Origin of the sequence: Pseudomonas sp. 14A (assembly GCF_018132745.1) — a bacterium.
GTDB lineage: Bacteria > Pseudomonadota > Gammaproteobacteria > Pseudomonadales > Pseudomonadaceae > Aquipseudomonas > Aquipseudomonas mercuritolerans.
Genome location: NZ_JAGRQJ010000015.1, coordinates 25,267 through 48,622, shown reverse-complemented (window position 1 = coordinate 48,622; position 23,356 = coordinate 25,267). Strand labels below are relative to the sequence as shown.

At 61.9% G+C, this 23,356-nt stretch carries 10 protein-coding genes; 6 read left to right on the top strand and 4 right to left on the bottom strand.

Annotated features, from left to right (window positions below; translation table 11 throughout):
- Positions 1 to 2: 2 nt before the first annotated feature.
- Genes atuC through PS14A_RS17015 form a run of 3 tightly spaced genes read right to left on the bottom strand, consistent with a single transcriptional unit; the run spans position 3 to position 4,304 of the window.
- Positions 3 to 1,619, bottom strand: a complete 1,617-nt coding sequence (gene atuC, locus PS14A_RS17025) for a geranyl-CoA carboxylase subunit beta (protein ID WP_212616814.1) — start codon at positions 1,617 to 1,619, stop codon at positions 3 to 5.
- 3 nt (positions 1,620 to 1,622) lie between these two features.
- Positions 1,623 to 2,507 carry an SDR family oxidoreductase gene (locus tag PS14A_RS17020; RefSeq protein ID WP_122700113.1) on the bottom strand — a complete coding sequence of 295 codons (885 nt, stop codon included), beginning with the start codon at positions 2,505 to 2,507 and terminating at the stop codon, positions 1,623 to 1,625.
- 12 nt (positions 2,508 to 2,519) lie between these two features.
- Positions 2,520 to 4,304 (bottom strand): acyclic terpene utilization AtuA family protein, encoded by a 1,785-nt coding sequence (locus tag PS14A_RS17015; protein ID WP_212616813.1) that lies wholly within the window; start codon positions 4,302 to 4,304, stop codon positions 2,520 to 2,522.
- 184 nt (positions 4,305 to 4,488) lie between these two features.
- On the opposite strand from PS14A_RS17015, the gene PS14A_RS17010 reads away from it, so the two are divergent.
- From PS14A_RS17010 to PS14A_RS17000, 3 genes are all read left to right on the top strand, one after another.
- Positions 4,489 to 5,112, top strand: coding sequence for a TetR/AcrR family transcriptional regulator (locus PS14A_RS17010; RefSeq protein WP_016770820.1), 624 nt, complete (start codon positions 4,489 to 4,491; stop codon positions 5,110 to 5,112).
- 93 nt (positions 5,113 to 5,205) lie between these two features.
- A complete protein-coding gene (locus PS14A_RS17005) occupies positions 5,206 to 6,003 on the top strand; it encodes a transporter substrate-binding domain-containing protein (RefSeq protein ID WP_212616812.1) in 798 nt (265 codons plus the stop codon).
- 85 nt (positions 6,004 to 6,088) lie between these two features.
- Positions 6,089 to 7,102, top strand: a complete 1,014-nt coding sequence (locus PS14A_RS17000) for a GNAT family N-acetyltransferase (RefSeq protein WP_212616811.1) — start codon at positions 6,089 to 6,091, stop codon at positions 7,100 to 7,102.
- Positions 7,103 to 7,238: 136 nt separating this feature from the next.
- Here PS14A_RS17000 and PS14A_RS16995 read toward each other — a convergent pair whose 3' ends face one another.
- On the bottom strand, positions 7,239 to 7,793 hold the full coding sequence (locus PS14A_RS16995) for an RNA polymerase factor sigma-70 (protein ID WP_008088195.1): 555 nt from the start codon (positions 7,791 to 7,793) through the stop codon (positions 7,239 to 7,241).
- Positions 7,794 to 8,163: 370 nt separating this feature from the next.
- Between PS14A_RS16995 and PS14A_RS16990 the strand changes: the two genes are divergently transcribed.
- The 3 genes from PS14A_RS16990 to PS14A_RS16980 all read left to right on the top strand — a co-directional run bounded on the left by PS14A_RS16990 (position 8,164) and on the right by PS14A_RS16980 (position 23,339).
- The gene (locus tag PS14A_RS16990; RefSeq protein WP_212616810.1) at positions 8,164 to 21,162 is read left to right on the top strand and encodes a non-ribosomal peptide synthetase; all 12,999 of its coding nucleotides are present in this window, start codon (positions 8,164 to 8,166) and stop codon (positions 21,160 to 21,162) included.
- A 182-nt stretch (positions 21,163 to 21,344) separates the two neighbouring features.
- Positions 21,345 to 22,169, top strand: coding sequence for an alpha/beta fold hydrolase (locus PS14A_RS16985; RefSeq protein ID WP_212616809.1), 825 nt, complete (start codon positions 21,345 to 21,347; stop codon positions 22,167 to 22,169).
- 141 nt (positions 22,170 to 22,310) lie between these two features.
- The gene (locus PS14A_RS16980; RefSeq protein WP_130912584.1) at positions 22,311 to 23,339 is read left to right on the top strand and encodes a ParB/Srx family N-terminal domain-containing protein; all 1,029 of its coding nucleotides are present in this window, start codon (positions 22,311 to 22,313) and stop codon (positions 23,337 to 23,339) included.
- Positions 23,340 to 23,356: the final 17 nt, after the last annotated feature.

Below are 23,356 nucleotides of genomic sequence, written 5' to 3'. Positions count from 1 at the left end.
GGTCAGAAGCGGCTGACGCCGAAGCTGTTGGGTTGCAGCGTGCGCATGTCGGCTTCGTGGCAGATATCCAGCAAGTAACCGAGCAGGGTGCGGGTGTCGCGCGGGTCGACCAGGCCGTCGTCCCACAGGTTGGCGCTGCCGTACAGCGCGGTGCATTGGCTGTCGAGTTTCTGCGCGGTCATCTGTTCGAGCATGTCGAGCATTTTCGGATCCGGCTCGATGCCGTCCTTGAGCTGTTTGGCTTCGGTAACGATGCGCAAGACCTTGCCGGCCTGTGCGCCGCCCATTACTGCCGTGCGGCTGTTGGGCCAGGCGAAGATGAAGCGCGGATCGAGCCCGCGCCCGCACATGGCGTAGTTGCCGGCGCCGTAGGAACCGCCGACGACAATGGTCAGTTTAGGCACCCGTGCGTTGGCCACCGCTTGAATCAGTTTCGAGCCGTGCTTGATCACCCCTTGCTGTTCCGATTCGGTGCCGACCATGAACCCCGTGGTGTTGTGGAAAAACAGCAGCGGCGTCTGGCTCTGGTCGCACAACTGGATGAACTGCGCCGCCTTGCTCGCACCTTGCGGGGTGATCGGTCCGTTGTTGCCAATGAAGCCGCAGGCGCGGCCCTGGATTTTCAATTGGCCGCAAAGGGTTTGCTGATCGAACTCGCCTTTGAATTCGAGGAAGTCCGACTCATCGGCAATCCGCGCGATGATTTCGCGCACGTCGTAGGGCTTTTTTGCATCGTCCGGGATCAGCCCGAGCAGCTCGTCGATGGGGTAGAGCGGTTCTTTGAATTGCCGCTCCGGCAGCCACGGCAACTGCTCGTTCCATGGCAGCATGCGCATGATCTCGCGGACCTGGCGTATGCCGTCAGCGTCGTTTTCAGCGAGATATTCGGCAGTGCCGGCGACCTGCGCGTGCATCTCGGCGCCACCGAGTTCTTCATCGGTGGCCACTTCGCCGGTCGCCGCTTTGAGCAATGGCGGGCCGGCGAGGAACAGCTTGGCCTTGCCGCGCACCACCACCACGTAATCCGACAACCCCGGTTGATAGGCGCCGCCCGCGGTGGCCGAGCCGTGCACCACGGTGATCTGCGGCAAACCCATCGCTGACATGCGCGCCTGATTGGCGAAACTGCGCGCGCCTTCGACAAAGATCTCTGCCGCGTAGTTGAGATTGGCGCCGCCGCTTTCGGCGAGGGTGATCATCGGCAGTTTGTTTTCCCGCGCGATCTGTTGCAGGCGCAGGGATTTTTTCAGGCCGCTCGGCGAGATCGTGCCGCCCTTGATTGCGCTGTTGTTGGCGACCACCATCGCGCGGATGCCGCAGACATAACCGATGCCGGCAATCAGCCCGCCACCGGCCGAGCTGCCGTCCTTGTCGTCGTGCAATTTATAGCCGGCGAGGCTGGCCAGTTCGAGGAACGGCGCGCCGGGGTCGAGCAGCAGGTTCAGGCGTTCGCGGGGCAACAGTTGCCCGCGTTTGCTGAATTTGTCTTTGGCTTCGGCGGCCTTGTTCAACAGGTTCTGTTCGAGCTGCTGCACCTGCTCGATGGCGGCGAGCATGGCCGCGCGGTTGCGCGCGAACGCTTCGCTGTGCGGATCGAGTTGCGACTGAATCTGCGCCATGGCTTATTCCTTGTCCTTGAGCACGTCGGGACGCAACACTTCTGGTAAATACGCGCGGTGAAAACCGTTGAACGATTCGCTGTGGCTGGCCTTGTGCAGCGGCCAGGCGCGACTGCCGAGGCTGGCGGCGCCGTCGATTTTCACTGTGGTGCCGCTGATGAATGCCGCCGCCGGGCTGAGCAGAAACACGATTGCCGCGCTGACTTCCGATTCGGTGCCGATACGCTTGAGCGGCACATGCTCGCGCAGGGTCGGAATCACCGCTTTGAATGCGCCCTCGTAAGTGTCCATGCCGCTGGAGGCGATCCAGCCCGGCGCCACCGCGTTGACCCGGACCCCGGCGTAACCCCACTCGAACGCGGCAGTCTTGGTGAAGTTGTCCATGCCCGAACGCGCCGCGCCCGAGTGGCCCATGCCGGGCATGCCGCCCCACATGTCGGCAAGCATGTTGACGATGCTGCCGCCGTGTTTGCTCATCGACTGGTTGAACACTTCGCGGGCCATCAGAAAACCGCCGACCAGATTGGTGCGCAGCACGGTTTCGAAGCCCTTCTGATTGATCGAGGCCAAGGGCGACGGGTATTGGCCGCCGGCGTTGTTGACCAGGCCGTGGATCGGCCCGTGTTCGGCGATCAGCTCTTTGACCAATTGCTTGACCGCTTCTTCATCGCGGATATCGCAGGCCTTCCAGTGCGCGCGGCCGCCGTCCTCGGCGATTTCGGCGGCGACCTTTTCGAGTTTTTCCGGCTTGCGCCCGACCAGCAGCACATTGGCGCCGAGCGCTGCCAGTTCATGGGCGGTGCAGCGACCGATGCCGCTGCCGCCGCCGGTGACAATCAGGTTCTGGCCGCTGAACAGATCGGCGCGAAAAATCGACGCGTAAGCCATGCACACCATCCTCTAGTCGAGCTGTTCGGCGATGCTCTGCGGCACCGGGATCTGGATTTCCAATAGTTGCTGGGCGAAGGCTTTGCCTTGCGGGTCGATGCGCAGACTGGCGACACCGCCACCGCCGAGGGCGTTTTCCAAAAGAAAGTTGAGGCTGTGGGTGCCGGGCAGATACCAGCGTTCGACACGCCCGAGAAGCGGATCGAGGACGTGGCGCATCCAGTCGACCACCACCGAGGTGGTGAGCGCTTCGGCGATCCACGGCAGGTAATCGGGATGACGCGGCATCACGCCGATGTTGCTGTGGTTGCCCTTGTCGCCGGAGCGCGCCACCGCCAATTTCACCAACGGCACACTGGCATCGGCGCGGCCCTGGGGTTTGGGTGGCTGATGGGCGATCGGCAAATCTGCACTGTCGAGGGCCACTGGGTCGGGTAGGGCGCAAGGATGACGTTCGCCTGCGATGTCGACTTGCAGGGCGCAGGCACTTTTATCGACGAGGAACGAGAACAAGCGGATGACTGGGTACACGGTCGGACGTCCGCCGACGATGCCGGTCAGACCGGGCGCCATACCGGTCGCGGCCTGGGCGATCTCTTTGGAAAACAGCACCAGCGCGCGTTTGTCAGGATGGCGCACGGCGATTTTGATCACCACTTCACGGCTGTCGCGGCGTTGGCCGTGGGGGCCGTAGGTGGCTTCGCTGCCGAGCAGTTCGACATGGGTTTCGCTGTACGGCGCCCAGCCGCGCAGGCTGAACATCTCGGCGGTCTTGTCGATGATCGCCTGACTGACCCGCCGCGCCTTGTCCACCGCGTCGATGCCGGCCATCAGGCAACTGGCGGTGCAGCGAAAACCGTCCGGGTACGTGGCGCTGACCTTGTATTTGTCGCTGGGCGGCAGGCCTTTGGCACCATGCACCTGCACGACGTTTTTGCCTTGTTGCTGGAGTTTGACCTGAGTGAAATCGCAGACCACGTCGGGTAACAGATAGGCCTGCGGATCGCCGATTTCGTAGAGCATCTGCTCGCCGACGGTCAACGGCGTGACCAGTCCGCCGGAGCCTTCGGGTTTGCTGACGAGGAACTGGCCATCGGCCCTGACTTCGACGATCGGAAAACCGATGTGCTCGTAATCCGGCACCTCGCGCCAGTCGGTGAAATTACCGCCGGTGCACTGCGCGCCGCATTCGATGATGTGCCCGGCCAGCGCGGCCTGGGCGAGTTTGTCGTAGTCATGCCACGACCAGCCAAATTCGTGGACCAGCGCCGCGCTGACTACGGCGCTGTCGACCACCCGGCCGGTGATGACAATGTCGGCGCCCAGGCGCAACGCTTCGACAATTCCCGGCGCGCCGAGGTAGGCGTTGGTCGACACGCACCTGCGCGGAAGTGGCGCGCCGCTGAACATTTCGCGGATATCGGCGGGGTTTTTGAGCTGTCCTTGCAAGTCGTCGCCGAGCAACACGGCAATCTTCAGCTGGACTCCAGCCTGGTCACAGGCCGCTTGCAGGGCCGCCGCGCAAGCCTGCGGATTGACCCCGCCGGCATTGCTGATCACGCGGATGTTCTGTTCGGCCAGTTGCGTCAGCAGCGGCGCCAGCACTTCGATGAAATCGCTGGCGAACCCGGCCTGTGGGTCTTTAAGACGCGCACCAGCCATGAGCGACATGGTGATTTCGGCCAGATAATCGAAGACCAGATAATCGAGGTTTCCCCCCGTCACCAGTTGGGCGGCGGCGGTGCAGGTGTCGCCCCAGAAAGCACTGGCGCAGCCGATTCGCACGGTGGTTGGCATTTTTATCTCCGACTCAGGGACCTGCGACAGAAGTGTCTGGAGGCTACCAAGCAAGCGCTTGGTTTGTAAACAGGCGAAACATTCTTCTGCCCAAGCGCTTGCTTGGTGCCCGCGCGCGGCTTAAATTGCGCGCAACCCTGCGGTTACAGGGGGCAACACACTGATCGACTGTAGGAGAGAACGGGTGGACGAGCAAAAAGCCCTGCGGGTCATGCGCGAACTGGTCGACCAAGGCCAGTTGACCGACCCGGACAGCGCCCGCGGCAAATTGCTGCAAGTGGCGGCTCACCTGTTTCGCAACAAAGGCTACGAGCGCACCACGGTGCGCGATCTGGCCAGCGCTGTGGGCATTCAGTCGGGAAGCATTTTTCATCACTTCAAAAGCAAGGATGAAATTCTCCGCGCGGTGATGGAGGAAACCATCCGCTACAACACCGCGCTGATGCGCGCAGCCTTGGCCGAAGCCGGCGACGTGCGCGAGAAAGTGCTGGCGCTGATTCGCTGCGAATTGCAGTCGATCATGGGCGGCAGTGGCGAGGCGATGGCGGTGCTGGTGTACGAATGGCGCTCATTGTCCGAAGACGGCCAGGCTAAAGTCCTTGCTTTACGTGACGTTTATGAAGACATCTGGCTGCAGGTTCTGGGCGAGGCCAAGGACGCCGGCTATATTCGCGGCGACGTTTTTATTACCCGACGTTTCCTTACCGGCGCACTGTCCTGGACCACCACCTGGTTCCGTGCCGGCGGCAGTTTGAGCCTCGATCAGCTCGCCGATGAAGCGCTGATTCTGGTCCTCGAAGCGCGTTGAACAGTTGTCGGACCGGCCGACAAACTGGCTAAGTCGGCGAAACCGCCTAGCTTGAATGCATTGATCGCTATTTTTTTCGGGGAGTGGGGTGTTTTGAAGTCTTCGCCAATTCGGACAGCCGCCGGGCTGATGCTCGCTGCGCTGGCTGCGTTATGGGTATTGCCCGCTCAGTCAGCGCAATTGGTCCGGGTCGGCGCCGCGCATTTCCCGCCTTATACGATTCGCCCGGAAAACGGCGCCGATACCGGCCTGTTGCCGCAATTGATCGAGGCGCTGAACCGCTCGCAAAGCGACTATCAGTTCGTCCTGGTGCCAACCTCGATCCCGCGCCGTTTCGGTGATTTCAAGCAGGGCCGCATCGATATGGCGATCTTCGAGAACCCCGAGTGGGGCTGGAAGGACATTCCCCACGACGACGTCGACATGGGCCTGGAAGACGCCGAAATCTTCGTCGCACAACGCGAAGACGGTCGCCAGCAGAATTACTTCTCGAGCCTGTCGGGCAAGCGTCTGGCGCTGTTCAGCGGTTATCACTACGAATTCGCCAACTTCAACGCCGACCCGAAATACCTCGCGCACAACTACAACGCCACGCTGACCTATTCCCACGACAGCAACCTGTTGATGGTCCTGCGCGGACGCGCCGACATTGCCCTGGTGACCCGCTCCTATCTGTTCGATTACCTGCTGCGCAACGAGAAGGTCCGCGATGAGCTGTTGGCGTCGCAGCGTACCGATCAGATCTATCACCATTACGCGATTCTGCGGCCAAGCGCTCCGATCACCGGCGACGCCTTCGGCAATCTGTTGCAGCGTCTGCGTGACAATGGCGAATTGCTGAAGATTTTCGAGCCTTACAGGATTGCCGTGGTGCCCGTGCCGCATCACTGAAGTGCTGTTTGCATCTCGCGCTTAAATTTCCCCTCCCGGCTCACGTCACTTCGTTGAACTGTCGACGATTACGTGAGCCCGACCCATGTCCAATCTGAATGACCTGACTGCCCTGGCGTTGCCCTCGGGCAGTCGATTGATCGCTGATGCTACCGAGAGCCGACTGAGCCTGAGCCTGGACGGGCAACCGCTGATTCGGCTGCGCCTGGACCGCGAGGCCAATGGCCCGATTCAGCTTGATGAACGTTTTGCCCTGCCGCCCGGGCAAGCCTTGTGGGCCGCCTGTTATTGGTTGTTCGCCCGTGACCCGGCGTGTCAGCAATTGAGCTGGCAACTCGATCAGCCGCCGACCGAAGCCTTGCGCAGTGGTCTGCTGATCAATACCGAAGTCGCCGGCGAGTATCGCTGCGAGCGCGCGTTGTTCTGGCAATTGCCGCAACCGTGGCTGGGCACTTCACTGACGGGCAGCTATCCGCAGCAAATGGTCATCAGCCACGGCAAGCGCCATCCGCTGCGAGCGGTGAAGCCGCGCGGTGAAGTCTATCGGCGTTTCGATGCACGGCTCGGCGCGTGGATTTCCTTGCGTACGCTGGAAATCGAAGAAGATCTGTCGCGCTTCAATCGCTGGCAGAATAGCCCGCGCGTGGCGAGTTTCTGGCAGGAGGAGGGCAGCCTTGAGCAGCATCGCGACTATCTCAACAAGCTCGATGCCGATCCGCACACGCTGACGCTGATCGGCTGTTTTGACGATCAGCCATTTGCCTATTTCGAAGCCTACTGGGCCAAGGAAGATCGCATCGCGCCGTTCTACGATGCCGGCGATTACGACCGTGGCATTCACATGCTGGTCGGCGAGGAGAGTCATCGCGGCCCACACAAAGTGGCGAGCTGGTTATCGGCACTGGTGCATTACCTGTTTCTCGATGATCCACGGACCCAGCGCGTGGTCGCCGAGCCACGTGCCGACAACGCGAAGATGATCGGACATATGCACAACCAGTGCTTTCACTGCGAGAAGGAATTCGATTTTCCGCACAAGCGCGCGGCATTGATGATTCTGGGGCGGGAGCGGTTTTTTGATCGGTGCAAGCTGACCTGATGCGTTCGGCATCGGTATTGCGTTGAGTCTGAGGCCGCTTTCGCGAGCAGGCTCGCTCCCACACTGGATTTGTGTCGTTAATCAAACCCTGTGGGAGCGAGCCTGCTCGCGAATGGCTTGACGCAGCATCCGGATCCTAACGACGACCCGCAATCACCGCATCCCGCCGACTGCCCGAGACCTTGCGACAGTGCACCAGCGCATCACGAATCATGAAGTTGACCAGGGTGGGCGATACGCCCAGTTCCTTGGCGATGTCTTTCTGCGGCACGCCGTGCAAGCGGTACATCTCGAAGGCATAGCGGGTGCGGCTGGGCAGCTCGGTCAGCGCATCGGCGATATGTTCCAGGGTCGAGAAATTGATGTGCGAAGTTTCCGGCGAAGCGCCCTGAATCACCACGTTCAAGCCTTCCTCTTCCGGGCCTGAGTATTTCTGTTCGAGCGCCTGCTTGCGGTAGTGATCGATGGCGAGGTTGCGCACGATCTGGAACAGGTAGCTCAGCTGAGCCTTGATCGACGACGTGATCGGCGGCGCCGATTGCAGTCGGAAAAACGCATCCTGAACCACGTCTTCGGCACGAGACCTGCAACCGGTAATGCGGGCTGCAATCTTGACCAGAATCAGTCGATTGTCGACGAATGCCTGAAGTAGCGGTGAATCGCACCTGCTTGTGGATACTTGTTCCGTCATGGAAATCACCTTGCTGCCAATAGGTTAGTGGGAGGGCCTCGGGGGACGGCGCCGTCCTACACATCGAGCGACAAATTATGTTGAATGATAATGATTGTCAAATGAGAAAGAGAGGTATTGCTGTAAGGCGATGTGTTTTGCCAACTGCGACACGCCGCCGCACCCCAGCCCCGCTGGACGTCGCGCCTGCCGACTAATTATTTCCCCACTCCATCCGTTCTCATTGGTGAATGGCCCGGGTGCAGATCCCCGGCCTCAGCGCATTCCGATGCCTTGCGCGGTCGGCACAGACCGCGCCCCGCACGCCTCTCGACAGGTGTGACGCAGCCACCCGATTCCACTTGCAAGCCGAATTCAGGCAGGAAACCTCATGACCGACGCGTTCGAACTTCCCAGCACCCTGGTCCATGCCCTCAAGCGTCGCGCGGCCCTGACGCCGGACCGACTGGCCTTGCGTTTTCTCGCCGAAAACCCGGAGCAGGCTGTGGTGCTCAGCTATCGCGAACTCGATCAACGCGCGCGCACCATCGCCGCTGCGTTGCAGGCTCAGGCTGGATTCGGTGAGCGTGCGGTGCTGCTGTTTCCCAGTGGCGCGGATTACGTCGCGGCGTTTTTCGGTTGCCTGTATGCCGGTGTGATTGCGGTGCCGGCCTATCCGCCGGAATCCGCGCGTCGTCATCATCAGGAGCGTTTGCTGTCGATCATCGCCGACGCCGAGCCCACGCTGTTGCTGACCAGCGCCGACCTGCGCGATGCCTTGCAACAAATCGACGGCGCGCCGCCGCTGTTGTGTGTCGACACCCTCGACAGCGCACTGGCCGAACAGTGGGTTGAACCGAGCCTGCCGCCCGAACACATCGCCTTTCTGCAATACACTTCCGGCTCCACCGCGCTGCCCAAGGGCGTACAGGTCAGCCATGGCAATCTGGTCGCCAATGAACTGTTGATCCGTCACGGTTTCGGCATCGACGTCAATCCGGGCGACGTCATCGTCAGCTGGTTGCCGCTGTACCACGACATGGGGCTGATCGGCGGCCTGCTGCAACCGATTTTCAGCGGCGTGCCGTGCATTCTGATGTCGCCGGCCTACTTCCTCGGCCGGCCGTTGCGCTGGCTGGAAGCGATCGCCGAATACGGCGGCACCATCAGCGGCGGCCCGGATTTCGCCTACCGTTTGTGCAGTGAGCGGGTCAGCGAATCGGCCCTTGAGCGCCTTGATCTGAGCCGCTGGCGCGTGGCCTATTCCGGTTCCGAGCCGATCCGTCTCGATACCCTCGAGCGCTTCGCGGAAAAATTCGCTGCTTGCGGTTTCAGCGACAACAGCTTCATGGCTTCGTACGGTCTGGCCGAGGCGACCCTGTTTGTCGCCGGCACGCCGCGTGGCACCGGCATCCCGGCTTTGCGCGTGGACGATCAGGCGCTGGCGCAAAACCGCGCCGAGCCGGGCGACGGCAGCGCGGTCATGAGTTGCGGCATCAGCCAGCCTGAGCACGCGGTGCTGATCGTCGAACCGAATACCCTCGAAGAACTCGCCGACAACGCCGTCGGCGAAGTCTGGGCCGCCGGCCCGAGCATCGCCCACGGTTATTGGCGCAACCCCGAAGCCAGCGCCAAGACTTTTGTCCAGCACGCCGGCCGCACCTGGTTGCGCACCGGCGACCTGGGTTTTATCCGTGCGGGCGAGTTGTTCGTCACCGGGCGCCTGAAAGACATGCTCATCGTCCGCGGACACAACCTTTATCCGCAGGACATCGAGCAGACTGTCGAGCGCGAAGTCGAAGTGGTGCGCAAGGGCCGCGTGGCGGCGTTCGCGGTCACTCACGACGGCGAAGAGGGCATCGGCATCGCTGCAGAAATCAGCCGCAGCGTGCAGAAAATCCTTGCGCCAGATGCGCTGATCAAAGCCATTCGCCAAGCGGTGGCCGAGGCGTATCAGGAGGCGCCAAGCGTGGTGGTGCTGCTCAATCCGGGCGCGTTGCCGAAAACCTCCAGCGGCAAACTGCAGCGCTCGGCGTGCCGCAATCGTCTGGCTGATGGCAGCCTCGACAGTTACGCGCTGTTCCCTTCGATCACAGCCGCAACGGAAACCGCGACCAGCAGCACTTCGGACCTTGAAGCGTTGATCGGGCAAATCTGGGCCGAGCAACTCAACGTCAAGCAGGTCAGTGGCGATGACCATTTCTTTCTGCTCGGCGGCAACTCGATCGCTGCCACGCAAGTGGTGGCGCGGGTTCGCGAAGCACTCGGTGTCGAGCTGAGCCTGCGCCTGCTGTTCGAAGCGCCAACCCTCTCCGCTTTCGCCGCCGCTGTGGCGCAGCTAAAACAGGACGGCGGCAGCGCTCAAGGTCCGATCAGCACCTTGTCGCGCAGCGAGCCGATGCCGCAGTCGCTGGCACAAAACCGTCTGTGGATCACTTGGCAACTCGACCCGCACAGTAGCGCCTACAACATTCCCGGCGGCCTGCGCCTGCGGGGCGAGCTGGACGTAAACGCCGTGCGCGACAGCTTCCAGCAACTGATCGAACGCCATGAATCACTGCGCACACGTTTCTTCGAACGTGACGGCGTGGCATTGCAGCAAGTGCTCGCTGATGCCGAATTCAACCTGCAACTGATCGACATCAGCGACCTGCCAATGGCCGAGCGTGAAGCCCGTGCCGAGCAGATTCGCGAAGACGAGGCGCGCACTCGGTTCGATCTGGAAAAAGGCCCGCTGCTGTCGGTGACACTGGTGCGTTTCGATGACGAAGAACATCAACTGCTGGTGACCCTGCACCACATCATCGCTGACGGCTGGTCGCTGAATATCCTCCTCGATGAATTCTCGCGTCTCTACGCGGCGGCTACCCAAGGTGCGCCGGCGACACTGGCAGCGCTGCCCACGCATTACGCCGATTACGGCAACTGGCAGCGGCAATGGTTGGCGCAAGGCGAGGGCGAGCGGCAACTGGCGTACTGGAAAGCGCAGTTGGGCGAAGAACATCCGCCATTGGAACTGGCCACCGATCACCCGCGCTCGGCCAGACACAACCACAGCGCCGCACGCTACAACGTGCGCTTGAGTAGCAAACTCAGCGAGGCGATCCGCCAGACCGCGCAGGCTCACGAAGCCACGCCGTTCATGCTTCTGCTCGCTGCGTTGCAAAGTTTGCTGCACCGCTACAGTGGTCAGCGCGACATTCGCATCGGCGTGCCCAACGCCAACCGTCCGCGCCTGGAAACCCAAAGCCTGATCGGCTTCTTCATCAATACCCAAGTGTTGCGTGCGCAAATCGATTCGCGCCTGACATTTGCCGAGTTGCTGAACCAGACCCGCCAAGCCGCACTCGGCGCCCAGGCCCATCAGGATCTGCCCTTCGAACAATTGCTCGAAGCTTTCCCGCAGGCCCGCGAACAGGGACTGTTCCAGGTCATGTTCAACCATCAGCAGCGCGACCTCAGTGCACTCAAGCGCCTGCCCGGTCTGCTCGCCGAAGAACTGCCGTGGCACAGCCGCGAGGCCAAGTTCGATCTGCAATTGCACAGCGAAGAGGATCGCAACGGGCGTCTGAGCTTGGCGTTCGACTACGCCAGCGAACTGTTCGATGCCACGACCATCGAGCGTCTGGCCGAGCATTTCCATAATCTGCTCAGCGAGGTCTGCGAACAGCCAAAGCAGGCCATCGGCGATCTGCGCTTGCTGACCGCCAGCGAGCAGAATCAGCAGAAGGACTGGAGCGTCGCTCCGTGCACCCCGGCGCAACAATGGCTGCCGGAACTGCTCGAGCAACAATTGCGCAACACCCCGCAACGCACCGCGCTGGTGTGGGACGGCGGTAGTCTGGATTTTGCCGAGCTGCACGCGCAATCCAACCGCCTCGCCCATTACCTGCGCGACAAGGGCGTTGGCCCGGACGTGTGCGTGGCCATTGCCGCCGAGCGTTCGCCGCAACTGCTGATCGGTCTGCTGGCGATCATCAAGGCCGGCGGCGCCTATGTGCCGCTTGATCCCGATTATCCGGCCGAGCGTCTCGCGTACATGCTCCGCGACAGCGGCGTCGAACTGCTCCTGACCCAGACGCAATTGCTCGAGCGTCTGCCGGCCAGCGATGGCGTCAGCGTGATCGCCATGGATGCGCTGCACCTGGATAAATGGCCGAGCCAGGCACCGGGACTGCGACTGCACGGCGACAACCTCGCCTACGTGATTTACACCTCGGGTTCCACCGGGCAACCGAAAGGCGTCGGCAACACCCACGCCGCGCTGGCCGAGCGCCTGCAATGGATGCAGGACACTTACCGCCTCGACGAAACCGACGTGCTGATGCAAAAAGCGCCGATCAGTTTCGACGTCTCGGTGTGGGAATGCTTCTGGCCGCTGATCAGCGGCGCGCGTCTGTTGCTTGCCGCCCCAGGCGAGCACCGCGACCCGCATCGCATCGCGCAACTGGTTCAGCAATACGGCGTGACCACGCTGCACTTCGTCCCGCCGCTGCTGGCGCTGTTCATCGACGAGCCGCTGAGTGCCGAATGCACCAGCCTGCGCCGGCTGTTTTCCGGCGGTGAAGCCTTGCCCGCCGAGTTGCGCAACCGTGTGCTGACGCAACTGCCGGCGGTGCAATTGCACAACCGTTATGGCCCGACTGAAACCGCGATCAATGTCACCCATTGGCATTGCAGTGCCGCCGATGGTGCGCGCTCGCCGATTGGCCGGCCGCTGGGCAATGTGGTCTGCCGCATTCTCGATGCCGATCTCAATCCAGTGCCGGCGGGTGTGGCGGGCGAGTTGTGCATCAGCGGCATCGGTCTGGCGCGTGGTTATCTGGGGCGTCCGGCGTTGACCGCCGAGCGTTTTGTCGTCGATCCACTGGGCGAGCAGGGTGCCCGTTTGTACCGCACCGGCGACCGTGCGCGCTGGACCGCTGATGGCGTGATCGAATACCTCGGCCGTCTCGATCAGCAGGTCAAACTGCGCGGCTTTCGCGTCGAACCGGAAGAAATCCAGGCGCGACTGCTGGCGCAAAATGGCGTCGCCCAAGCCGTGGTGCTGGTGCGCGAAACCGCTGCCGGTGGGCAACTGATCGGCTACTTCACGGCGAGCGATGCGCATGAAAATGCCGAGCAACAAATCGCTCGACTGAACAACGCTTTGGTCGCTGAGCTGCCGGAATACATGGTCCCGGCGCAACTTATGCGCCTCGACGCGATGCCGCTGAGCCCCAGCGGCAAACTCGACCGCCGCGCCTTGCCCGAGCCGCAATGGCAAGTGCGTGAACACATCGAACCGGTCAGCGAACTGGAGCAACAAATCGCCGCGATCTGGCGCGAAGTGCTGGGTCTGAAGCAGATCGGCCTGCGCGACGATTTCTTTGCTCTCGGCGGTCACTCGCTGCTGGCCACGCAAATCATTTCGCGCACACGTCAGGCCTGTGACGTCGAACTGCCGCTGCGCACACTGTTCGAGCACAGCAAACTGGGCGATTACGCCGAACAGATCCGCCTGATCCAGGCCAGCGGCCGCACCAACCAACAGCTGCCGATCGGCACAGTCGACCGCAGCCAAGCGGTGCCTCTGTCCTATTCGCAGCAGCGCATGTGGTTCCTCTGGCAGATGGAACCGGACAGCCCGGCCTACAACGTCGGCGGCATGGCGCGCTTGCGCGGCGCGCTGCATGTCGAGCATTTCGAGGCGGCGTTGCAGGCACTGATCCTGCGCCACGAAACCCTGCGCACTACGTTCCCCAGCGTTGACGGCGTCGCCCGCCAACAGGTGCATGCCGAGACCGGCGTGCGCATGGGCTGGAAGGATTTCTCCAGCCTGCCGGCAGAAGTCCGGGAGCAACAAGTGCAACAACTGGCCGATGCAGAAGCGCACCAGCCGTTCGATCTGGAAACCGGTCCGTTGCTGCGTGCCTGCCTGGTCAAGACTGCCGAGCACGAGCATTACTTCGTCCTGACCTTGCACCACATCGTCACCGAAGGCTGGGCGATGGACATCTTTGCCCGTGAACTCAGCGCGCTGTATGAAGCGTTCGTCGATGAGCGCGAATCACCGCTCGAGCCGCTGCCGGTGCAATACCTCGACTACAGCATCTGGCAGCGTCAGTGGCTGGAGTCCGGCGAGCGCCAGCGCCAGCTCGATTACTGGACCGCGCAACTCGGTCGCGAACACCCGCTGCTGGAACTGCCCGGCGACCGTCCGCGTCCACCGGTGCAGAGCCATCAGGGCGAGCTGTTCCGTTTCGATCTGAGCGACGATCTCGCTGCGCGGGTGCGGGCGTTCAATGCGCAAAACGGTCTGACCCTGTTCATGACCATGACCGCCGCGCTCGCCACATTGCTCTACCGCTACAGCGGCCAGACCGATCTGCGCATCGGCGCACCGGTGGCCAACCGCATCCGCCCGGAGAGTGAAGGGCTGATCGGGGCGTTTCTCAACACCCAGGTGCTGCGTTGCCAGCTCGACGGGCAGATGTCGGTCGGCGAACTGTTCGAGCAGGTGCGCCACACCGTGATCGAAGGCCAGGCCCATCAGGATCTGCCGTTCGATCATTTGGTCGAAGCCTTGCAGCCGCCACGCAGCGCGGCTTACAACCCGCTGTTCCAGGTGATGTGCAACGTGCAGCGCTGGGAATTCCAGCAGAGCCGCACCCTCGCTGGGATGACTGTCGAGTATCTGGCCAACGATGCGCGGGCGACCAAATTCGATCTCAATCTGGAAGTCACCGACCTCGACCATCGCCTCGGCTGCTGCCTGACTTACAGCACCGATCTGTTCGACGAACCGACCATCGAACGCATGGCCAGGCATTGGCGCAACCTGCTTGAAGCGTTGATCGCTGATCCGCAGCAACGCCTCAGCGAACTGCCGTTGCTCGACAACACCGAGCAACAGCACCTGCTCGACAGCCTTGGCGTCGAGCCGGGCGAACATCGTCTCGACCAGTGCATCCATCATCTGTTTGCCGAACAGGCACTGGCGCGCAAAGACGCACCAGCACTGACTTTCGCTGGGCAGACCCTGAGCTACGCCGAACTCGATGCCCGGGCCAATCGTCTGGCCTGGGCGCTGCGTGAGCGCGGCGTCGGCCCGCAAGTGCGGGTCGGTCTGGCGCTGGAGCGTTCGCTGGAAATGGTCATCGGCCTGCTGGCGATTCTCAAGGCTGGCGGCGCCTATGTGCCGCTGGATCCGGAGTACCCGCTCGACCGTCTGCATTACATGATCGAAGACAGCCGCATCGGTTTGCTGCTCAGCGATCGGGCGATGTTTCAGGCCCTGGGTGACTTGCCGTCAGACGTGGCGCGCTGGTGTCTGGAAGATGACAGCCCGGGATTGGCCGACTACCCGGCCAGCGAGCTGCCGTTTATCAGCCTGCCGCAGCATCAGGCCTACTTGATTTACACCTCGGGCTCGACCGGCAAACCGAAAGGCGTGGTGGTCTCCCACGGCGAAATTGCCATGCACTGTCAGGCCGTGATCGAACGGTTCGGCATGCGCCCGGACGACTGTGAACTGCATTTCTATTCGATCAACTTCGACGCCGCCACCGAACGTTTGCTGGTGCCGCTGCTCAGCGGTGCGCAGGTGGTGCTGCGGGCGCAAGGGCAGTGGGACGCGGAAGAAATCTGCGGCTTGATTCGTGCGCATCGGATCAACGTCCTCGGCTTCACGCCGAGCTACGGCAGCCAGTTGGCGCAGTTCCTTGCCACGCAGAATGAAGTCCTGCCGGTGCGCATGATCATCACCGGCGGTGAAGCGCTGACCGGCGAGCATCTGCAGCGCATCCGCGCGGCGTTCCAGCCAGCGCAGTTCTTCAACGCCTACGGCCCGACTGAAACCGTGGTCATGCCGCTGGCCAGTCTGGCGCCGCAGGTACTGGAAGAGGGCGCTGGCAGTGTGCCGATCGGCAGCGTGATCGGCGCGCGGGTCGCGTACATTCTCGACGTCGATCTGGCCTTGGTGCCGCAAGGCGCGACCGGTGAATTGTTTGTCGGCGGCGCCGGTCTGGCTCAGGCCTATCACGACCGTCCGGGCATCAGCGCCGAGCGTTTTGTCGCTGACCCGTTTGCCGCTGAAGGCGGGCGCATGTACCGCACAGGCGACCTGGTGCGCCAGCGTGCCGATGGTCTGGTCGAGTATCTGGGCCGGATTGACCATCAAGTGAAAATCCGTGGCTTCCGCATCGAGCTGGGCGAAATCGAAACGCGCCTGCTCGATCACCCTTCGATCCGCGAAGCGGTGGTGCTGGCGCTGGATGCGCCGAGTGGCAAGCAGTTGGTGGGTTACCTCGTTACCGATGTCGCCGGACACGGCGAAGCGCAACAGGCTGAACTGCGCGAAGCGCTCAAGTCGCACCTCAAGGCGCAACTGCCGGACTACATGGTGCCGACCCAGCTGATGCTGCTGGCAAGCATGCCGCTGACCGCCAACGGCAAACTCGACCGCCGCGCCTTGCCGGCGCCCGATCCCGAGTTGAATCGTCAGGACTATGTGGCGCCAAGCAATGAGCTGGAGCAGACCCTGGCGCAGATCTGGTGCGATGTGCTTAACGTCAAGCAGGTCGGCCTCAACGATAACTTCTTCGAACTCGGCGGTGACTCGATTCTGTCGATTCAAGTGGTCAGCCGCGCGCGTCAGCAGGGCATTCATTTCAGCCCGCGCGACCTGTTCCAGCATCAGACCGTACAGACGCTCGCCGCCGTTGCCAGTCGCACCCAGCAAGTGACTGCCGAGCAAGGTTTGGTGGTCGGCGAGTCGCGTCTGACGCCGATTCAGCACTGGTTCTTCGATACGGACATTCCCCAGCGTCAGCACTGGAATCAGGCGCTGCTGCTGGAACCGACTGTGCGCCTCGAGCCGCAACGATTGCAGCAAGCTTTGCTGGCAGTGATCGAGCAGCACGATGCCCTGCGTCTGCGTTTCACTGAAGCCGATGATGCATGGCAAGCGACGCATCGAGCGCTGATGAATGAGGATGTGCTCTGGCAAGTCAGCGTCGATTCGCTGGATCGGTGCGAAGCCCTGTTCGCCGACGCGCAACGCAGTCTGCATCTGCACAACGGCCCATTACTGCGCGCAGTGCTGGTCGATGTAGCGAATGATCAGCAACGTCTGTTTATCGCCATCCACCACTTGGTGGTCGACGGTGTGTCGTGGCGCGTGCTGCTGGATGATCTGCAAACCGCCTATCGCCAGCTCGACGCTGCGCAGCCGCTGAAACTGCCGGCGAAAACCAGCGCCTTCAAGGACTGGGCCGCGCGTTTGCAGGCCTACGCCGGCAGCGAATCCCTGCGCGAAGAACTCGGTTGGTGGCAAGCACAACTGGCCGGGCCGAGCGCTGATCTGCCTTGCGAAAATCCGCAGGGCGGCAGGCAGAATCGTCATGCGCAAACCGTCAGCGTACGCCTCGATACCGAGCGCACCCGGCAGTTGCTGCAACAGGCACCGAGCGCTTATCGCACTCAGGTCAACGACCTGCTGTTGACCGCGCTGGCTCGGGTGCTGTGCCGCTGGAGCGGCCAGCCCTCGGCACTGATTCAACTGGAAGGCCACGGTCGCGAAACCCTGTTCGACGAGATCGACCTGACCCGCACCGTCGGTTGGTTCACCAGCGCTTATCCGCTGCGCCTGACTCCGCACAATGTCGAAGAGGCCGCCGGGCAGGGCGCTTCGATCAAGGCGATCAAAGAACAATTGCGCGCCGTTCCGCATAAAGGTCTCGGTTATGGCGTGTTGCGTTATCTGGCTGATGACGGCTGCCGCCAGAACATGGCCGCGCTGCCGCAGGCGCAGGTCACCTTCAACTACCTCGGCCAGTTCGACCAGAGCTTCGGCAGCGATGCGCTGTTCCGTCCTCTCGATGAGCCAATCGGTGCTGCCCACGATCCGCAGGCGCCGTTGCCCAACGAGCTGAGTGTCGACAGTCAGGTTTACGGTGGAGAACTGCTGCTGCGCTGGACTTTCAGTGCCGAGCGTTACGGGGCGCTAACCATTAACGATCTGGCCGACGCCTACCTCGGTGAGTTGCAAAGCCTGATAGCCCATTGTCTGCAAGACGAAGCCGGCGGCCTGACGCCGTCGGACTTCCCGCTGGCGAAACTGACTCAGGCGCAACTCGATGCGCTGCCGGTGCCGGCCGCGCACATCGAAGATGTCTACCCGCTGACGCCGATGCAGGAAGGCATGCTCCTGCATACCTTGCTCGAACCTGGCACCGGTCTGTACTACATGCAGGATCGTTATCGCATCAACAGCGAGCTCGACCCCGAGCGTTTCGCCCAGGCCTGGCAAGCGGTGGTCGCCCGACATGAAGCGTTGCGCGCTTCGTTCTGCTGGAACGTTGGCGAAGACATGCTGCAAGTGATTCACACGCCGGGGCGTACGCCGATCGAGTATCTGGACTGGAGCGCCGTCGCCGAAACCGAGCAGGAACCACAGCTGCAAGCGCTGCTGAAAAGCGAGCGCGAAGCCGGGTTCGATCTGCTCAATCAGGCGCCGTTTCACCTGCGCCTGATCAAGGTCGGCGCGGCGCGCTACTGGTTCATGATGAGCAACCACCACATCCTCATCGACGCCTGGTGCCGTTCTCTGCTGATGAACGACTTCTTCGAGATCTACAGCGCCCTCGGTGAAGGTCGTGAAGCGCAGTTGAGCGTGCCGCCGCGTTATCGCGATTACATCGGTTGGCTGCAACGCCAGAGCCTGGCCGAGGCGCGGCAGTGGTGGCGGCAGAATCTGCAAGGCTTCGAGCGCACCACGCCGATCCCGAGCGACCGGCCGTTCCTGCGCGAACACGCCGGTGAAAGCGGCGGCATGATCGTCGGCGACCGTTACACCCGCCTCAATGTTGAAGAAGGAGCACGGTTGCGGGAACTGGCGCAGGCTCATCAACTGACCGTCAACACCTTCGCCCAGGCTGCGTGGGCATTAGTCCTGCGACGCCTGAGCGGCGATCGCGACGTGCTCTTCGGCGTCACCGTCGCCGGTCGGCCGGTTGACATGCCGGAAATGCAGCGCACCGTCGGCCTGTTCATCAACAGCATTGCGCTGCGGGTGAAGATGCCTGCCGACGATCAGCGCAGCAGTGTGCGTCAATGGCTCAGCGCTTTGCTCGACAGCAACATGCAACTGCGCGAGTACGAATATCTGCCGCTGGTGAATATCCAGGAACAGAGCGAATTGCCCAAAGGCCAGCCGCTGTTCGACAGCCTCTTCGTCTTCGAAAACGCCCCGGTGGAAGTCTCGGTGCTTGATCGTGCACAGAGCCTGAATGCGACCTCGGATTCCGGTCGCACCCATACCAACTTCCCGCTGACGGCGGTGTGTTACCCGGGCGATGACCTTGGCCTGCATTTGTCGTATGACCAGCGTTACTTTGACGAGGCGACGGTCGAGCGCATGCTCGCTGAGTTCAAGCGCTTGCTGCTGGCGCTGGTCGACGGCTTCCATGGCGACATGGCCGATTTGCCGCTACTGGGCGACGAAGAACGCGACTTCCTGTTGCACGGTTGCAACCAGAGCGGCCACGACTATCCGCTGGAGCAAAGCTACGTGGCGTTGTTCGAAGCGCAGGTTGAAGCGCATCCGCAGCGCGTTGCCGCCAGTTGCCTTGACGAGCAACTTAGCTACGCCGAGCTGAACCACAACGCCAACCGCCTCGGCCATGCCCTGGTCGCTGCCGGCGTGCGCATGGATCAACCGGTGGCGCTGCTGGCCGAGCGTAATCTCGACCTGCTCGGCATGATCATCGGCAGCTTCAAGGCCGGTGCCGGTTACCTGCCGCTGGACCCGGGTCTGCCGAGCCAGCGCCTGAGCCGCATCATCGAGCTGAGCCGCACGCCGTTGCTGGTGTGCAGCGCAGCCTGCCTAGAGCAGGCGCAGACCTTGCTCGAAGAGTTTGGCTGTTCGAATCGCCCGCGCCTGCTGGTGTGGGAAGAGGTCCAGGCATCGGTGGCAGCGACGCACAATCTCGGCATTCACAGCGGCCCGGACAATCTCGCCTATGTGATCTACACCTCGGGTTCGACCGGGCTGCCTAAAGGCGTGATGGTCGAGCAGCGCGGCATGCTCAACAACCAGTTGAGCAAACGCCCGTACCTCGATTTGAGCGAGGCCGATGTGATCGCGCAGACCGCCTCGCAAAGCTTCGATATTTCCGTCTGGCAATTCCTCGCCGCGCCGTTGTTCGGCGCGCGGGTCGACATCGTGCCGAATTCGATTGCCCACGATCCGCAAGGTTTGCTGGGCCATGTGCAGGCGCAGCGCATCACCGTGCTCGAAAGTGTGCCATCGCTGATTCAGGGCATGCTCGCCGCTGATCACACGAGCCTTGATGGTTTGCGCTGGATGCTGCCCACCGGCGAAGCGATGCCGCCGGAACTGGCCCATCAATGGCTGCTGCGTTACCCGGACATTGGTCTGGTCAATGCTTACGGCCCGGCGGAATGCTCGGATGACGTGGCGTTCTTCCGTGTCGACATGGCTTCAACGCGCGGCAGTTACTTGCCGATCGGCACGCCGACCGACAATAACTTGCTGTTCCTGGTCGATGGCGCGCTGGAACTGGTGCCTTTGGGTGCGGTGGGTGAATTGTGTGTGGCTGGCACCGGGGTCGGTCGCGGTTATGTCAGCGATCCGCTGCGCACCGCTCCGGTGTTTGTGCCGAATCCGTTCGGCGCGCCGGGCGAACGCCTGTACCGCACCGGTGACCTGGCACGGCGCCGCACCGACGGCGTGCTGGAATACGTCGGCCGCGTCGATCATCAAGTGAAGATTCGCGGTTACCGTATCGAGCTCGGTGAAATCGAAGCGCGCCTGCACGAACAACCGGAAGTGCGTGACGCGGCGGTTGGTGTGCAGGAGGGCGTCAACGGCAAGCATCTGGTCGGCTATCTGGTCGCGGCCGATGCAGCGCTCAATCCGGGAGAGCGTCTGGAACGGATCAAGCAACGCCTGCGCACCGAACTGCCGGAATACATGGTGCCGCTGCACTGGCTATGGCTGGAGCAGATGCCCCTGAATGCCAACGGCAAACTCGACCGCAAAGCCTTGCCAACGCTGGAGATCGGTCAGTTGCAGAGTGCGGATTATGTAGCGCCGCGCAACGAGCTGGAACAGACCCTGGCTGATATCTGGGCTGAGGTGCTGAAAGTGGAAAAGGTCGGCGTGCGCGACAATTTCTTCGAACTGGGCGGGCATTCGCTGCTGGCTACGCAAATTGCATCGCGGGTACAAAAAGCCCTGCAACGCAACGTGCCGCTGCGCGCGATGTTCGAGTGCAGCACGGTGGAGGAACTGGCCGAATACATCGATGGGCTGGCGGCCAGTGATATGACTGAGGAGAAGGTCGATCGGTTGAACGACCTGATGGCGGAGCTGGAAGGGCTGTAGTTCTTCGGCGCCTGGGCTGGACTCTTCGCGAGCAGGCTCGCTCCCACACGGGATCTGTGGTGAACACAAATCCCCTGTGGGAGCGAGCCTGCTCGCGAATGGCGTCTGTACATTTCCATCCTTGACGATCAACAACCGGCAGCTCAGTCTGCCGGTTCTGTTTTTTCTCGCGGAGGTGGTCGATGCCCTTTTTCACGGTTGACGGACAAGCACTGCACTACATTGATCAAGGCACCGGCCCGGCCGTGTTGCTGGCCGGCAGTTACCTTTGGGACCAAGCGATGTGGGCGCCGCAGATCGCCGCGCTGACCCCGCACTATCGCGTCATTGCCGTGGATCTTTGGGGGCATGGCGAGTCCGGCAAGTTACCCGAAGGCACAACCTCGCTCGACGACATTGCCCGACAGGCGCAGGCCTTGCTTGATCATCTGGACATCGACCGCGTCACCCTCGTCGGGCTTTCGGTCGGCGGCATGTGGGGCGTGCGTTTGGCGCTGTCCGCGCCGCAACGTCTCAACGGTCTGGTGCTGATGGACACCTACGTCGGCGTCGAGCCGGAACCGACCCGGCAGTATTACTTCTCGCTGTTCAAGCAGATCGAAGACAGCGGCGCCATCTCCGAACAACTGCTCAACATCGTCGTGCCGATCTTTTTCCGCCCGGGCATCGACCCGCACTCGGCGCTGTATCAGGATTTCCGCGCGAAATTGAAGAACTACTCGCCCGACCGTCTGCGTGAAAGCATCGTGCCGATGGGCCGCATCACGTTTGGCCGCGACGATCTGTTGCCACGCCTGGGCGAGCTGAACCCGGCGACGACGCTGGTGCTGTGCGGCGATCAGGACAAACCACGGCCACCGTCGGAAGCACGGGAAATGGCTGAATTGATCGGTTGCCCGTGCGTGCTGGTACCGGAGGCGGGGCATATCTCCAATCTGGAGAATCCCGAGTTTGTCACTGAGGCACTGCTGGCGTTTCTGGCCGAGCGCAACCGCGAGACCGAGTGAGCTTCATTCGCGAGCAGGCTCGCTCCCACAGTTAATCGCATTCCATTGTGGGAGCGAGCCTGCTCGCGAAGGGGCCTCTCAGGGCACCATACAATCGCGAGTGTGAAACTCATCTACAAGAGCATTTGATAAGGGAATGACGTGCAACAGTTCTGGTGGCGTGACCTCAAGGATCTCGAGGACAAGTGGGTTGGGTTGAGTATTGAGGTCAACCGACCGAAATCAAGCAAACCGCTGCTTCATCTGCAAAGTGGCAACAACGGGCGGATGAAGTTGATGCTCAATGGAAGCCCACTCTTCTGGGCGACCATTGCCACCTCATATTACGGTGCTTGGCTGGTTCGCAATCCGAGGCCCGTTCAACTGGAATCGTCACCCGTGCCACCCATCGATTCGGCCGACGTCCAGGAGCACTTTGAATTACCCGTCGAAGAGCGCTTCCCGCGCTGGTGTCGCTATTTCATCAACCAGTTGATGAACAATCAGGCGGACTTTCTCTATCCCGGCCACTGGGTGGCGCGCCCTTTATTGCCAGCAGTCAGCCGATACAAACCCGTTGCCGGTCCGGATGGCTGGTATTTTTCCACCCCGGCCGAGGCGTCCAGCCATCTGCCCAACTGGTACGCGCGCGGCGAGGGCATTCTCGACAACGTGCAACCGCACACCGTGCATTGGCTTGATTGGGGTTTGGGGCACTTGATCGGGCTGCACACGGTGGACCCTTTCGCAGGTCGCCTCAAATGGTGGCGCAAAAAAGCCAGGGAGGGCAGCTTGCCGCCGATCCTGCTCTGGTATGTGGGCGGACTGTGTTCTTACGTGGTCATCGATGGACATTACCGATTGCAGGCCGCGCTCGATGAAGGTGTCAAACCTGATTTCATTGTCCTGAGCTCGACCAAAGCCCAGCAAATCAAACCATGCGAAGCAACGCAACAACGCGTGTTCAGTTCGTTGATGTTGCAAAACGCGAGAAACCCCAAGTTCAACGTTCACACATTCAATCAGGCGCTGATCAATACGTTTGACGACCGTCCCTGGCATTGGGCGGGGACGCACGCTTGGGCCGGTATTCCTTCAGACCAAGCGTGGTGCGCTGAGGTGACAAGCTTTCTCACGGAACAGGGAAACACCGAGCACTTGCAGGACATTATCGAGCGGTGTGAGTACTGACAGACCCGCATCGGTCA